A 13883-nucleotide genomic window follows, 5' to 3' on the forward strand; every position below is an offset into this window, starting at 1 on the left:
CGACGGGAGCAAATCCGTGAAAGATTTATTAAAGTTTCTGAAAGCGCAGACTAAAACCGAAGAGTTTGATGCGATCAAAATTGCTCTGGCTTCGCCAGACATGATCCGTTCATGGTCTTTCGGTGAAGTTAAAAAGCCGGAAACCATCAACTACCGTACGTTCAAACCAGAACGTGACGGCCTTTTCTGCGCCCGTATCTTTGGGCCGGTAAAAGATTACGAGTGCCTGTGCGGTAAGTACAAGCGCCTGAAACACCGCGGCGTCATCTGTGAGAAGTGCGGCGTTGAAGTGACCCAGACTAAAGTACGCCGTGAGCGTATGGGTCACATCGAGCTGGCTTCTCCGACTGCGCACATTTGGTTCCTGAAATCGCTGCCGTCCCGTATCGGTCTGCTGCTCGATATGCCGCTGCGTGATATCGAACGCGTACTGTACTTCGAATCCTATGTTGTTATCGAAGGCGGTATGACCAACCTGGAACGTCAACAGATCCTGACTGAAGAACAGTATCTGGATGCGCTGGAAGAGTTCGGTGATGAATTCGACGCGAAGATGGGTGCGGAAGCTATTCAGGCACTGCTGAAGAGCATGGATCTGGAGCAAGAGTGTGAAACTCTGCGTGAAGAGCTGAACGAAACCAACTCCGAAACCAAGCGTAAAAAACTGACCAAGCGTATCAAACTGCTGGAAGCATTCGTTCAGTCTGGTAACAAGCCAGAGTGGATGATCCTGACCGTTCTGCCGGTTCTGCCGCCAGATCTGCGTCCGCTGGTTCCGCTGGATGGTGGTCGTTTCGCGACTTCTGACCTGAACGATCTGTATCGTCGCGTCATTAACCGTAACAACCGTCTGAAACGTCTGCTGGATCTGGCAGCGCCGGACATCATCGTACGTAACGAAAAACGTATGCTGCAGGAAGCGGTTGATGCCCTGCTGGATAACGGTCGTCGCGGTCGTGCGATCACCGGTTCTAACAAGCGTCCTCTGAAATCTTTGGCCGACATGATCAAAGGTAAACAGGGTCGTTTCCGTCAGAACCTGCTCGGTAAACGTGTTGACTACTCCGGTCGTTCTGTAATCACCGTAGGTCCATACCTGCGTCTGCATCAGTGCGGTCTGCCGAAGAAAATGGCGCTGGAGCTGTTCAAACCGTTCATCTACGGCAAGCTGGAACTGCGTGGTCTTGCTACCACCATCAAAGCTGCTAAGAAAATGGTTGAACGTGAAGAAGCTGTCGTTTGGGATATCCTGGACGAAGTTATCCGCGAACACCCGGTACTGCTGAACCGTGCACCGACTCTGCACCGTCTGGGTATCCAGGCATTTGAGCCGGTACTGATCGAAGGTAAAGCTATCCAGCTACACCCGCTGGTTTGTGCGGCATATAACGCCGACTTCGATGGTGACCAGATGGCTGTTCACGTACCGCTGACGCTGGAAGCCCAGCTCGAAGCGCGTGCGCTGATGATGTCTACCAACAACATCCTGTCTCCGGCGAACGGCGAACCAATCATCGTTCCGTCTCAGGACGTTGTGCTGGGTCTGTACTACATGACCCGTGACTGTGTTAACGCCAAAGGCGAAGGCATGGTGCTGACTGGCCCGAAAGAAGCTGAGCGTATTTATCGCGCTGGCCTGGCCTCTCTGCATGCGCGCGTTAAAGTGCGTATCACCGAGTATGAAAAAGATGCTAACGGTGAATTAGTCGCGAAAACCAGCCTGAAAGACACGACCGTTGGCCGTGCCATTCTGTGGATGATTGTACCGAAAGGTCTGCCTTACTCCATCGTCAACCAAGCGCTGGGTAAAAAAGCAATCTCCAAAATGCTGAACACCTGCTACCGCATTCTCGGTCTGAAACCGACCGTTATTTTTGCGGACCAGATCATGTACACCGGCTTTGCATATGCAGCGCGTTCCGGTGCATCTGTTGGTATCGATGACATGGTCATCCCGGAGAAGAAACACGAAATCATCTCCGAGGCAGAAGCAGAAGTTGCTGAAATTCAGGAGCAGTTCCAGTCTGGTCTGGTAACTGCGGGCGAACGCTACAACAAAGTTATCGATATCTGGGCTGCGGCGAACGATCGTGTATCCAAAGCGATGATGGATAACCTGCAAACTGAAACCGTTATTAACCGTGACGGTCAGGAAGAGAAGCAGGTTTCCTTCAACAGCATCTACATGATGGCCGACTCCGGTGCGCGTGGTTCTGCGGCACAGATTCGTCAGCTTGCGGGTATGCGTGGTCTGATGGCGAAGCCGGATGGCTCCATCATCGAAACGCCAATCACCGCGAACTTCCGTGAAGGTCTGAACGTACTCCAGTACTTCATCTCTACCCACGGTGCTCGTAAAGGTCTGGCGGATACCGCACTGAAAACCGCGAACTCCGGTTACCTGACTCGTCGTCTGGTTGACGTCGCGCAGGACCTGGTGGTTACCGAAGATGATTGTGGTACTCATGAAGGTATCATGATGACCCCAGTTATCGAGGGTGGCGACGTTAAAGAGCCGCTGCGCGATCGCGTACTGGGTCGTGTAACTGCTGAAGACGTTCTGAAGCCGGGTACTGCTGACATCCTCGTTCCGCGCAACACACTGCTGCACGAACAGTGGTGTGACCTGCTGGAAGAGAACTCTGTCGACGCGGTTAAAGTTCGTTCTGTTGTATCTTGTGACACCGACTTTGGTGTATGTGCGCACTGCTACGGTCGTGACCTGGCGCGTGGCCACATCATCAATAAAGGTGAAGCTATCGGTGTTATCGCGGCACAGTCCATCGGTGAACCGGGTACACAGTTGACCATGCGTACGTTCCACATCGGTGGTGCGGCATCGCGTGCGGCTGCTGAATCCAGCATCCAGGTGAAAAACAAAGGTAGCATCAAACTCAGCAACGTGAAGTCGGTTGTGAACTCCAGCGGTAAACTGGTTATCACTTCCCGTAACACCGAACTGAAACTGATCGACGAATTTGGTCGTACCAAAGAAAGCTACAAAGTGCCTTACGGTGCGGTACTGGCGAAAGGCGATGGCGAACAGGTTGCTGGCGGCGAAACCGTTGCAAACTGGGATCCGCACACCATGCCAGTTATCACTGAAGTAAGCGGTTTTGTTCGCTTTACTGACATGATCGACGGCCAGACCATTACTCGTCAGACCGACGAATTGACCGGTCTGTCTTCGCTGGTTGTTCTGGATTCTGCAGAGCGTACCGCAGGTGGTAAAGATCTGCGTCCGGCACTGAAAATCGTTGATGCTCAGGGTAATGACGTTCTGATCCCAGGTACTGATATGCCTGCGCAGTACTTCCTGCCGGGTAAAGCGATTGTTCAACTGGAAGATGGCGTACAGATCAGCTCTGGTGACACTCTGGCGCGTATTCCGCAGGAATCTGGCGGTACTAAAGACATCACCGGTGGTCTGCCGCGCGTTGCAGACCTGTTTGAAGCTCGTCGTCCGAAAGAGCCGGCAATCCTGGCTGAAATCAGCGGTGTCGTTTCCTTCGGTAAAGAAACCAAAGGCAAACGTCGTCTGGTTATCACCCCGGTAGACGGCAGCGAACCGTACGAAGAGATGATTCCGAAATGGCGTCAGCTCAACGTGTTCGAAGGTGAACGTGTAGAACGTGGTGACGTTATTTCCGACGGTCCGGAAGCACCGCACGACATTCTGCGTCTGCGTGGTGTTCATGCTGTTACTCGTTACATCGTTAACGAAGTACAGGACGTATACCGTCTGCAGGGCGTTAAGATTAACGATAAACACATCGAAGTTATCGTTCGTCAGATGCTGCGTAAAGCCACCATCGTTAACGCAGGTAGCTCCGACTTCCTGGAAGGCGAACAGGTTGAATACTCTCGCGTCAAGATCGCAAACCGCGAACTGGAAGCGAACGGCAAAGTGGGGGCAACTTACTCCCGCGATCTGCTGGGTATCACCAAAGCGTCTCTGGCAACCGAGTCCTTCATCTCTGCAGCATCGTTCCAGGAAACTACACGTGTCCTGACCGAAGCCGCTGTTGCAGGTAAACGTGATGAACTGCGCGGTCTGAAAGAGAACGTTATCGTTGGTCGTCTGATCCCAGCCGGTACGGGTTATGCGTATCACCAGGATCGTATGCGCCGCCGTGCCGCAGGTGAGGCTCCGGCTGCACCGCAGGTGACTGCAGAAGACGCATCTGCCAGCCTGGCAGAACTGCTGAACGCAGGTCTGGGTGGTTCTGACAACGAGTAATCGTTAATCCACAAATAACTTAAAAACCCGCTTCGGCGGGTTTTTTTATGGGTTTAGTTCAGAATTCATATAGTTAACCAGAAATATTAAGAAAGGCAGGGCGAAACGAGGAAGAAGCTTTTCGCCCTGGACAACATTCCTGCTGACGGCACTACCATAAAAAAACGGAAGACTTTCAACAAGTTTCCGTTTTCCATCTTTCGTAACTGCTCGGAATAAATTTATGTTCTTACATTCAGTTTCAAAACCGTTGCGAGGCGCGTCCCAGATAGCTGTCCCAGTCTTTCCATACCGGCTGCAAGCCCTGGGCGGTCAACGCGGCGGCAACAACTTCTGGCCTGCGATCGTCGTGCGGTGAGAATTGTTCCAGTTCAGGGTGACCGTCGGCATAGCCACCTGGCTGCGTTTTCGAGAAGGCGCTGACGTTATTTATTGCCAGCGGAATAACGCGATCGCGAAACCACGGTGATTCCCGCGTGGAGAGTGAGAGTTCAATCTCCGGCGCAAACAGGCGGAAGGAGCAGATGGTTTGCACTAGCTGGCGTTCATCCATAATCGACGCTGGTTCAATGCCGCCAGTACATGGCCGCAACCGTGGGAAGGAGACAGAGTAGCGGCTTTGCCAGTAATGCTGTTGCAGCCACAGCAAATGCTCGGCAACCATGTAGCAGTCAACGCGCCAGTTGTCGGAAAGGCCGATTAGCGCGCCAAGGCCTATCTTATCAATCCCCGCACGACCCAGTCGGTCTGGTGTTTCCAGTCGCCAGAAGAAGTCCTGTTTTTTCCCTTTCAGATGATGGCGGGCATACGTCGCCTCGTGATATGTCTCCTGATAAACCATTACCCCATCCAGACCAAGTTGCTTTAACTCGGCGTATTCCGCTTCTGTCAGTGGTTGTACTTCCATCTGTAGCGAAGAGAACTGTTCACGCAGGATAGGAAGGTGGCGACGAAAGTAATCCATCCCTACTTTCGCCTGATGTTCACCGGTGACCAGCAACAGATGCTCAAAGCCCATTGCCTTAATAGCGGCGCTTTCCCTGGCGATGTCTGCTTCATCCAGCGTTTTGCGCTTGATGCGATTGCTCATGGAAAATCCACAATAGGTGCAGTCGTTAGCACAAAGATTAGAAAGATAGAGCGGGACGTAGAAGTTGACGGTATTGCCAAATCGTTGGCGTGTCAGACGTTGCGCCCGTTGGGCCAGTGGTTCCAGATAATCACTGGCGGCAGGTGAGAGCAATGCCATCATGTCGTCGCGGGTGAGTGACGGCGCATTTAGCGCCCGCTCTACGTCAGCGGCCGTTTTACTGTTGATGCGCAGACGGATGTCGTCCCAGTCCAGTTCTCGCCAGCGATTGCTGAAGGTTTTCATGCTGAAACCTCCAGAAATCCGGTCAGTGGGCTGGTGGCATGAGCAAAGCTACTTCGGCTGCCAGGCCCAGCCTGACGCGCCAGCAGGCCAGCTTCTACTGCCAGACGAAATGCTTTTGCCATGTTGATGGGATCGTCCGCGACGGCAATCGCTGTATTTACTAATACGGCGTCGGCCCCCATTTCCAGCGCCTGCGCGGCATGACTCGGAACGCCGATGCCCGCATCAACCACCACCGGAACCGTGGCTTGCTGGATAATAATCTCCAGCATGGCGCGGGTTTCCAGTCCCTGATTAGAGCCAATTGGTGCGCCGAGCGGCATTACCGCCGCGCAACCGACTTCTTCCAGACGTTTGCACAATACTGGATCGGCACTGCAGTAGGGCAGCACGACAAATCCCTGCTGCACCAGTGTTTCGGCGGCTTTCAGGGTTTCGATGGGATCGGGCAACAACCAGCGGGCGTCAGGGTGAATCTCCAACTTCAGCCAGTGTGTGCCTAACGCCTCACGTGCCAGGTGAGCAGCGAAAATGGCTTCTTCTGCTGTTTTCGCCCCGGAAGTATTCGGCAGCAGCGTCACACCCGCAGCGATAAGCGGATCGAGGATAGCGTCGTTGTGCTGGCGCAAGTCGACGCGTTTCATTGCCAGCGTCACCAGTTGACTGCCGGAAGCGCGGATCGCCTCCACCATCAGTTGCGAAGAGGCGAATTTCCCGGTGCCGGTAAACAGATGTGAATCAAACGTTTTGTCCGCAATACGTAACATCTCACCCCCCTGCAATAACCTGAAAAAGCAGGATCTGGTCGCCATCCTGCACGATATGTTGCGCCCATTGCTCGCGCGGGACGATTTGTTGATTAATCGCCAGCGCTGCGCCCGCTTGTTGTTGATTGAGTTGCTCCAGCAACTCGTGAACAGTTTGTCCGGCGGCGAACTGCATCGGTTGATCGTTAAACAGGATCTGCATTGCATCCTCCACATACAGGGCATTCTGTGGCGCGGCGCAACGCCAGGCTGCGCCACTGGTTCGATTTACCGTCGAACAAACGGAGTTCTCCCGCAGGTGTCTCTATATCGCTTAATAACTTAATTGCTTCCAGTGCCTGCAAAGTACCCATAACCCCGACCACCGGGCCAACCACGCCCGCCGTGCGGCAGTTGCGTTCAGGCTCCAGGTTATCCGGCCACAGACAGCGATAACACCCCTGTTCCCAGGGCGGCGTCAGTACCATCAACTGACCACCAAAACCGACCGCGCTGGCGGTGATAAGCGGCGTGTTGAGTGCCACGCAGGCGGCGTTAATCTCCTGGCGAGTCGCCATATTGTCGGTACAGTCGAGCACCACATCGGCTTGTGCTACCGCATCTTTTAAGGCATGACCCGTTAGCCGTTGTTGTAATGCCATCAGTTGAATATCGGGATTCAATTGCGTCAGTCGCTGTTGGCAGACCTGCGATTTCGGGCGGTCGATATCTTCAGTGGTAAAGAGGATTTGCCGCTGCAGATTACTCAAATGCACATCGTCGTCATCTGCCAGCACCAGAGTTCCGATACCAGCGCCAGCCAGGTACAGCGCAGCAGGCGTACCCAGCCCGCCAAGGCCGATAATCAGCACCTGGCTGTCGAGCAGTTTTTGCTGGCCTTCAATGGCGATGTCATCGAGCAGGATTTGGCGGCTATAACGCATAAAATCACGGTCATTCATCGCCAACTCCTGCAATTTCCAACAACTGAGCTGTTGCCGCACGCCAGTCTGTCGCCTGGGTAATGGCACTGACGACGGCGATGCTACCGACACCCGTCGCCATCACCGCAGGTGCGCGCGCCAGACTGATACCGCCAATCGCCACGGTGGGATAATCAGCCAGGCGCTCAATGTGCCGAGCCAGTTGCGCCAGCCCCTGCGGCGCGGAAGGCATCTGTTTGGTTTGCGTGGGGAACACATGCCCCAGCGCGATATAAGAAGGGCGTGCTGCCAGCGCGACGTCGATTTCCATGTCATCATGGGTCGAAACGCCCAGCCGCAGGCCTGCCGCGCGGATAGCGGCGAGATCGGTGGATTGCAAATCTTCCTGCCCCAGATGGACGCCATACGCCTGATGCCTGATCGCCAGTTGCCAGTAATCGTTGATAAACAGTCGTGCGTTATAGCGGTGACCCAGTTCAATTGCCGCTACGACATCAGCTTCCACCTCTTCATCGCGCTGATCTTTAATGCGTAGCTGGAGGGTGCGCACGCCCGCGTCCAGCATGCGTTCGATCCACTGCACACTGTCCACTACTGGATACAGCCCTAAACGAAAAGGTACACGAGGAAAATCAGGCTGATACATCATGCTTCCTCCTTACGCAGGTAGATTTCTCCGCCTCTGGCGCGGAAGTTCTCCGACATATCCGCCATTCCTACTTCAATGGTTTGCGCGGCGGCATAATCGCGCACTTCCTGGCTGATTTTCATCGAGCAGAATTTCGGTCCACACATCGAGCAGAAATGGGCGACCTTGCCAGACTCTTGCGGCAGGGTTTCATCGTGGTAAGCACGGGCGGTAAACGGATCGAGGGCCAGATTAAACTGGTCTTCCCAGCGAAATTCGAAACGGGCTTTCGACATGGCGTTATCGCGAATTTGTGCGCCCGGATGCCCCTTTGCCAGGTCGGCGGCGTGGGCGGCAATCTTATAGGTGATAAGTCCCTGCTTAACGTCTTCTTTATTGGGCAGACCCAGGTGCTCTTTTGGCGTTACGTAGCAGAGCATCGCGCAGCCAAACCAGCCAATCATCGCTGCGCCAATCCCCGAAGTGAAATGGTCATAGCCCGGCGCAATGTCGGTAGTCAGCGGCCCGAGGGTATAGAACGGTGCTTCGTGGCAGTGCTCTAACTCCTCGGTCATATTGCGGCGAATCATTTGCATCGGCACATGCCCGGGGCCTTCAATCATCACCTGCACGTCATATTCCCAGGCGATTTTGGTCAGTTCGCCCAGCGTATGCAGCTCGGCAAACTGTGCTTCATCGTTAGCATCCTGAATCGAACCGGGACGCAGGCCATCGCCCAGCGACAGCGAAACGTCATAAGCGGCGCAGATTTCACAAATTTCGCGGAAGTGTTGATAGAGGAAGTTTTCCTGATGATGGGAGAGGCACCATTTCGCCATAATCGAACCGCCGCGCGACACAATACCGGTCAGACGTTTAGCGGTCATTGGCACGTAGCGCAGGAGAACGCCCGCATGAATCGTGAAGTAATCCACACCTTGCTCGGCCTGTTCCAGCAGCGTGTCTCGGAACGTTTCCCAGGTAAGATCTTCAGCGATCCCGTTAACCTTTTCCAGCGCCTGATAGATCGGCACAGTACCGATCGGCACCGGGCTGTTGCGCAAAATCCACTCGCGGGTTTCGTGAATATAGCGACCGGTAGAGAGATCCATCACAGTATCCGCTCCCCAGCGCGTGGACCACACCAGTTTTTCCACTTCTTCTTCAATGGAAGAGGTGACCGCTGAGTTGCCGATATTGGCATTCACTTTCACCAGAAAGTTGCGACCAATGATCATTGGCTCAGATTCCGGATGATTGATATTGGCGGGGATAATGGCGCGTCCGGCAGCGACTTCGTCACGGACAAACTCCGCGGTGATATTTTCCGGCAGGCGAGCACCAAAGCTCATACCCGGATGCTGGTGGCGCAAAACTTCGCTACGGATGCGCTCGCGCCCCATGTTCTCGCGAATGGCGATGAACTCCATCTCCGGCGTGATGATGCCCCGGCGGGCGTAGTGTAACTGCGTAACGCGATGGCCTGCTTTGGCGCGTTTTGGCGTTAATACGCCGCTAAAACGCAATTCATCGAGGCCATCATCCGCCAGTCGCGCTTTAGTGTAATCGGAACTGCGAACGGTGAGTGCTTCAGTGTCGCCGCGTGCATCGATCCACGGCTGGCGCAGTTTTGCCAGCCCTTGCTGTACGTTAATCGCGATTTGCGGGTCGCCATACGGGCCGGAGGTATCGTAGACCGGAATCGCTTCATTTTCTTCGTACTGTGGCTGTTCTTTGCTGCCGCCGATTAGCGTCGGGCTAAGCTGGATCTCACGCATCGGCACGTGCACGCCAGGATGTGTGCCGGTGATGTAAATCCGTTTTGAGTTGGGAAAGGCGGTGCCTTCCAGGGTATCGATAAAATGTTGGGCCTGGGCGCGTTGCTCGCGGCGGGTCAGTTTTGTTGCAGACATAGCTCATTCCAAAAGTTAAGGACGTGGCTTGTCAGACGACGGATGAAGCAAGAGATGATCGCCGCAAAGGCGATGCAATAGCAGATTAACTCTTGTTCCCTTCGCAGGTATTAGCCTGATCAGGTTCCGCGGATCCCGAATGAACGGTCTCAGCCAGTTAAGGCACTCCGACAAGAAATTAGCCCCGCAAACGGGGCGTTGAATGTAAATTACGCGTTAACAGCGCATAACTCAAGCAAGATGTTTGAGGCGGGCAGCGTCAAGCACCAGCAGAATTAGCTTATCTTCCAGCACAAAGCGTGCTTCCAGCGCTTCACCGATGTCAGATAAAACCTGTTGAAACTCAAGATAATTATCATGATCTATGGCGGTTTCCAGACTGGAATCGTAGTAATCCATAATCTGCTGCGTGTTGGCTTCCAGTTGCGGCCAAATCTTCGCGGCGCGAGCGAGCTGCCCGTTGCCTTCCAGTTTATGCAGAATGCGCTCATAAATACTGAAATGCCCGGCAGAAAGGTAATCGACCAGACTCTGGCAAAAATCATCAAGGGCTTTTTCGTTTAGCCTCATGTACGATTCTTTGCCAGGCTTAATGCCAACCAAATTGTAGTAAGCCACGAGCAGATGCTTACGTACATGTAGCCAGCGATCAACCAGTTTGTTACTTCCTCTGACGTGTTCCGTCAGGTTATCGAGCTGGTTAAGCATGATTGACTCCGCAAGTTTGTCTTCAAAAACTGCTCAGTGAGAATGTAAAAAACATGTTAAACATGCCAGTGAAGCAAAGGTAGTGCAAGAGCTATGGATCGTATAATTGAAAAATTAGATCACGGTTGGTGGATAGTCAGCCATGAGCAAAAATTATGGTTGCCGAAGGGAGAATTGCCATATGGCAAAGCGGCAAATTTTGATCTTGTGGGTCAGCGCGCACTGCAGATAGGCGAATGGCAAGGAGAACCTGTTTGGCTGGTACAACAGCAGCGTCGCCATGATATGGGCTCGGTGCGCCAGGTTATTGATCTGGACGTCGGGCTGTTTCAATTAGCCGGACGCGGCGTGCAACTGGCGGAATTTTACCGTTCGCATAAATACTGCGGATATTGCGGGCATGAAATGTACCCAAGCAAAACCGAATGGGCGATGCTGTGCAGCCACTGCCGTGAGCGTTACTACCCACAAATCGCTCCCTGCATTATCGTTGCCATCCGTCGCGATGATTCGATCCTACTTGCCCAGCATACCCGGCATCGTAACGGTGTCCATACGGTACTCGCCGGATTTGTCGAAGTCGGAGAAACCCTCGAACAGGCGGTCGCGCGGGAAGTGATGGAAGAGAGTGGCATCAAAGTCAGGAATTTGCGTTATGTGACCTCTCAGCCGTGGCCGTTTCCTCAGTCGCTGATGACTGCGTTTATGGCGGAGTATGACAGTGGTGACATCGTGATTGATCCGAAAGAACTGCTGGAGGCGAACTGGTATCGCTACGACGATTTACCATTATTGCCACCACCGGGCACTGTGGCGCGCCGTCTGATAGAAGATACGGTGGCGATGTGTCGGGCAGAGTATGAGTGATGATACACTGACCGCCTGACGCACTAAGGAACAGCCAAAATGACCGAACTCAAAAACGATCGTTATCTGCGGGCGCTGCTGCGCCAGCCCGTTGATGTCACTCCAGTATGGATGATGCGCCAGGCGGGTCGCTACCTACCGGAATATAAAGCTACTCGCGCTCAGGCGGGCGATTTTATGTCGTTGTGCAAAAACGCCGAGCTGGCGTGCGAAGTCACCTTGCAGCCGCTACGTCGCTATCCGCTGGACGCGGCGATTCTGTTTTCCGATATTCTCACCGTTCCGGATGCAATGGGGTTAGGACTCTATTTTGAAGCCGGAGAAGGCCCGCGATTCACCTCGCCAGTCACCTGTAAAGCAGACGTCGATAAACTGCCGATTCCGGATCCGGAAGATGAACTGGGTTACGTGATGAACGCAGTACGTACCATTCGTCGCGAACTGAAAGGCGAAGTACCACTAATTGGTTTTTCCGGCAGCCCGTGGACGCTGGCGACCTACATGGTGGAAGGCGGTAGTAGCAAAGCTTTCACCGTGATCAAAAAAATGATGTATGCCGATCCGCAAGCGCTGCATGCGCTACTCGATAAATTGGCGAAAAGCGTCACCCTGTACCTGAACGCGCAAATCAAAGCCGGTGCGCAAGCGGTGATGATTTTCGACACCTGGGGCGGCGTGCTCACCGGACGTGACTATCAACAGTTCTCGCTCTACTACATGCATAAAATTGTCGATGGGTTGCTGCGTGAAAACGACGGCCGCCGTGTGCCGGTAACACTGTTTACCAAAGGCGGTGGACAGTGGCTGGAAGCGATGGCGGAAACTGGTTGCGATGCGCTGGGTCTCGACTGGACAACGGATATCGCTGATGCGCGCCGCCGCGTGGGTAATAAAGTCGCGTTGCAGGGCAATATGGACCCATCGATGCTGTATGCGCCGCCAGCCCGCATTGAAGAAGAAGTGGCGACAATTCTTGCCGGTTTCGGTCATGGTGAAGGTCATGTCTTCAACCTTGGTCACGGCATTCACCAGGATGTACCGCCAGAACATGCCGGTGTCTTTGTGGAGGCAGTACATCGGTTGTCCGAACAGTACCACCGTTAAGGAGTGATTATGGATCTCGCGTCATTACGCGCTCAACAACTTGAACTGGCCTCTTCTGTGATCCGCGAGGATCGACTCGATAAAGATCCTCCGGATCTGATCGCCGGAGCCGATGTTGGGTTTGAGCAGGGCGGAGATGTGACGCGAGCGGCGATAGTGCTGCTGAAATATCCCACTCTTGAGCTGGTGGAGTATAAAGTGGCTCGCATCGCCACCACCATGCCTTACATTCCTGGTTTTCTTTCCTTCCGCGAATATCCTGCGCTGCTGGCAGCGTGGGAGATGCTGTCGCAAAAACCGGATTTAGTGTTTGTCGACGGTCATGGGATCTCGCATCCGCGTCGTCTTGGCGTCGCCAGTCATTTTGGCTTATTAGTCGATGTGCCAACCATTGGCGTGGCGAAAAAACGGCTATGCGGTAAATTCGAACCACTCTCCAGCGAACCGGGCGCACTGTCGCCGTTGATGGACAAAGGCGAGCAACTGGCCTGGGTCTGGCGTAGCAAAGCGCGCTGTAATCCGCTGTTTATTGCTACTGGTCATCGGATCAGCGTGGATAGCGCGCTGGCGTGGGTACAACGCTGCATGAAAGGCTATCGTCTGCCAGAACCAACGCGCTGGGCGGATGCTGTGGCCTCGGAACGTCCGGCGTTCGTGCGCTATACAGCAAATCAGCCCTAATTCAGGTAAACTGCGGATAATTTCCGTATTTGAGAACTCAACATGTTACAAAACCCGATTCATCTGCGCTTGGAGCGCCTGGAAAGCTGGCAGCACGTTACTTTTATGGCCTGCTTATGCGAACGCATGTACCCCAATTACGCCATGTTCTGCCAGCAAACCGGCTTCGGTGATGGGCAGATTTACCGTCGCATTCTTGATCTCATCTGGGAAACGCTGACTGTCAAAGACGCAAAAGTGAATTTCGACAGTCAACTGGAGAAATTTGAGGAAGCTATCCCTTCAGCAGATGATTTCGATCTGTACGGTGTTTATCCGGCAATCGATGCCTGCGTGGCGTTAAGTGAACTGGTTCATTCGCGTTTGAGTGGCGAAACACTGGAACACGCTGTGGAAGTCAGTAAGACTTCCATCACCACCGTTGCGATGCTGGAAATGACCCAGGCTGGTCGCGAAATGAACGATGAAGAGCTGAAAGAAAACCCGGCCGTTGAGCAAGAATGGGACATTCAGTGGGAAATATTCCGACTTTTAGCCGAGTGCGAAGAACGCGATATTGAGCTGATAAAAGGCCTTAGGGCAGACCTGCGTGAGGCGGGTGAGAGCAATATTGGTATAATTTTTCAGCAATAAGACCAGAAAACGTGAATTAACGCCTGATTTGTCGTACCTGGAGT

General features: G+C 53.6%; 12 protein-coding genes and 1 riboswitch. Of the genes, 5 read left to right on the top strand and 7 right to left on the bottom strand.

Going from position 1 to position 13883, the window contains the following annotated elements; genetic code table 11:
• Positions 1-16: 16 nt before the first annotated feature.
• Positions 17-4240, top strand: coding sequence for a DNA-directed RNA polymerase subunit beta' (gene rpoC, locus C1192_RS18215; RefSeq protein ID WP_000653962.1), 4224 nt, complete (start codon positions 17-19; stop codon positions 4238-4240).
• Between the two features lie 241 nt (positions 4241-4481).
• On the opposite strand, the gene thiH is transcribed toward rpoC, so the two are convergent.
• The 7 genes from thiH to C1192_RS18255 all read right to left on the bottom strand — a co-directional run bounded on the left by thiH (position 4482) and on the right by C1192_RS18255 (position 10554).
• Complete coding sequence (thiH, locus tag C1192_RS18225) at positions 4482-5615, bottom strand: 2-iminoacetate synthase ThiH (RefSeq protein WP_001517534.1); 1134 nt, start codon at positions 5613-5615, stop codon at positions 4482-4484.
• Entirely contained in the window at positions 5612-6382 is a 771-nt protein-coding gene (gene thiG, locus C1192_RS18230) for a thiazole synthase (RefSeq protein WP_000944086.1), read from the bottom strand. The genes thiH and thiG overlap by 4 nt, the downstream gene beginning before the upstream one ends.
• Before the next feature lies 1 nt (position 6383).
• On the bottom strand, positions 6384-6584 hold the full coding sequence (gene thiS, locus C1192_RS18235; protein ID WP_001166252.1) for a sulfur carrier protein ThiS: 201 nt from the start codon (positions 6582-6584) through the stop codon (positions 6384-6386).
• The gene (thiF, locus tag C1192_RS18240; RefSeq protein WP_001517536.1) at positions 6568-7323 is read right to left on the bottom strand and encodes a thiazole biosynthesis adenylyltransferase ThiF; all 756 of its coding nucleotides are present in this window, start codon (positions 7321-7323) and stop codon (positions 6568-6570) included. Before thiF ends, thiS begins: the two co-directional genes overlap by 17 nt.
• Complete coding sequence (gene thiE / locus C1192_RS18245) at positions 7316-7951, bottom strand: thiamine phosphate synthase (RefSeq protein ID WP_024191932.1); 636 nt, start codon at positions 7949-7951, stop codon at positions 7316-7318. The genes thiF and thiE overlap by 8 nt, the downstream gene beginning before the upstream one ends.
• Entirely contained in the window at positions 7951-9846 is a 1896-nt protein-coding gene (gene thiC, locus C1192_RS18250; protein WP_038354687.1) for a phosphomethylpyrimidine synthase ThiC, read from the bottom strand. Before thiC ends, thiE begins: the two co-directional genes overlap by 1 nt.
• A gap of 79 nt (positions 9847-9925) precedes the next feature.
• A riboswitch (TPP riboswitch) is annotated at positions 9926-10026 on the bottom strand.
• A gap of 51 nt (positions 10027-10077) precedes the next feature.
• Positions 10078-10554, bottom strand: a complete 477-nt coding sequence (locus C1192_RS18255) for an Rsd/AlgQ family anti-sigma factor (protein ID WP_000934291.1) — start codon at positions 10552-10554, stop codon at positions 10078-10080.
• A 93-nt stretch (positions 10555-10647) separates the two neighbouring features.
• Between C1192_RS18255 and nudC the strand changes: the two genes are divergently transcribed.
• Genes nudC through C1192_RS18275 form a run of 4 tightly spaced genes read left to right on the top strand, consistent with a single transcriptional unit; the run spans position 10648 to position 13839 of the window.
• A complete protein-coding gene (gene nudC, locus C1192_RS18260; protein ID WP_000373924.1) occupies positions 10648-11421 on the top strand; it encodes an NAD(+) diphosphatase in 774 nt (257 codons plus the stop codon).
• Between the two features lie 39 nt (positions 11422-11460).
• Positions 11461-12525 (top strand): uroporphyrinogen decarboxylase, encoded by a 1065-nt coding sequence (hemE, locus tag C1192_RS18265; protein ID WP_000137657.1) that lies wholly within the window; start codon positions 11461-11463, stop codon positions 12523-12525.
• Between the two features lie 9 nt (positions 12526-12534).
• Positions 12535-13206, top strand: coding sequence for a deoxyribonuclease V (nfi, locus tag C1192_RS18270; protein ID WP_000362400.1), 672 nt, complete (start codon positions 12535-12537; stop codon positions 13204-13206).
• A gap of 42 nt (positions 13207-13248) precedes the next feature.
• Positions 13249-13839, top strand: coding sequence for a YjaG family protein (locus C1192_RS18275; RefSeq protein WP_038354686.1), 591 nt, complete (start codon positions 13249-13251; stop codon positions 13837-13839).
• Positions 13840-13883 lie beyond the last annotated feature (44 nt).

The organism is Escherichia marmotae, from assembly GCF_002900365.1.
Taxonomy (GTDB): Bacteria; Pseudomonadota; Gammaproteobacteria; order Enterobacterales; family Enterobacteriaceae; genus Escherichia; species Escherichia marmotae.